The 1,042-nt window shown below is 55.0% G+C and carries 1 rRNA gene; it reads left to right on the top strand.

The annotated features are described in order from the left end of the window. Positions 1 to 1,042: ribosomal RNA gene (locus B073_RS0107225) — 23S ribosomal RNA — on the top strand; the annotation flags it as partial.

Raw genomic sequence — 1,042 nt, 5'->3', positions numbered from 1 at the left:
ATAGTCTGAGACCTGATGCCGAGCCGATTGTGGTGAAGTGGATGATCCTATGCTGTCGAGAAAAGCCTCTAGTGAGTTTCAAGGCGGCCCGTACCCTAAACCGACTCAGGTGGTCAGGTAGAGAATACCGAGGCGTTCGGGTGAACTATGGTTAAGGAACTCGGCAAAATGCCCCCGTAACTTCGGGAGAAGGGGGGCCATTTCCGGTGATGGCATTTACTGTCTGAGCTGGGGGTGGCCGCAGAGACCAGCGAGAAGCGACTGTTTACTAAAAACACAGGTCCGTGCGAAGCCGTAAGGCGATGTATACGGACTGACGCCTGCCCGGTGCTGGAACGTTAAGGGGACCGGTTAGCTCCATTTCGGTGGGGCGAAGCTGAGAACTTAAGCGCCAGTAAACGGCGGTGGTAACTATAACCATCCTAAGGTAGCGAAATTCCTTGTCGGGTAAGTTCCGACCTGCACGAATGGCGTAACGACTTCTCGACTGTCTCAACCATAGGCCCGGTGAAATTGCATTACGAGTAAAGATGCTCGTTTCGCGCAGCAGGACGGAAAGACCCCGGGACCTTTACTATAGCTTGATATTGGTGTTCGGTTCGGCTTGTGTAGGATAGGTGGGAGACTGTGAAGCGCCAACGCCAGTTGGTGTGGAGTCGTTGTTGAAATACCACTCTGGTCGTGCTGGATGTCTAACCTGGGTCCGTGATCCGGATCAGGGACAGTGTCTGGTGGGTAGTTTAACTGGGGCGGTTGCCTCCTAAAGGGTAACGGAGGCGCCCAAAGGTTCCCTCAGCCTGGTTGGTAATCAGGTGTTGAGTGTAAGTGCACAAGGGAGCTTGACTGTGAGACTGACGGGTCGAGCAGGTACGAAAGTAGGGACTAGTGATCCGGCGGTGGCTTGTGGAAGCGCCGTCGCTCAACGGATAAAAGGTACCCCGGGGATAACAGGCTGATCTTCCCCAAGAGTCCATATCGACGGGATGGTTTGGCACCTCGATGTCGGCTCGTCGCATCCTGGGGCTGGAGTCGGTCCCAAGGG

It is taken from the genome of Streptomyces sp. MspMP-M5, from assembly GCF_000373585.1.
In the GTDB taxonomy this organism is placed as follows: domain Bacteria; phylum Actinomycetota; class Actinomycetes; order Streptomycetales; family Streptomycetaceae; genus Streptomyces.
Note: the sequence above shows the minus strand (reverse complement) of the source record. Positions and strands in the feature narration are given on the sequence as shown.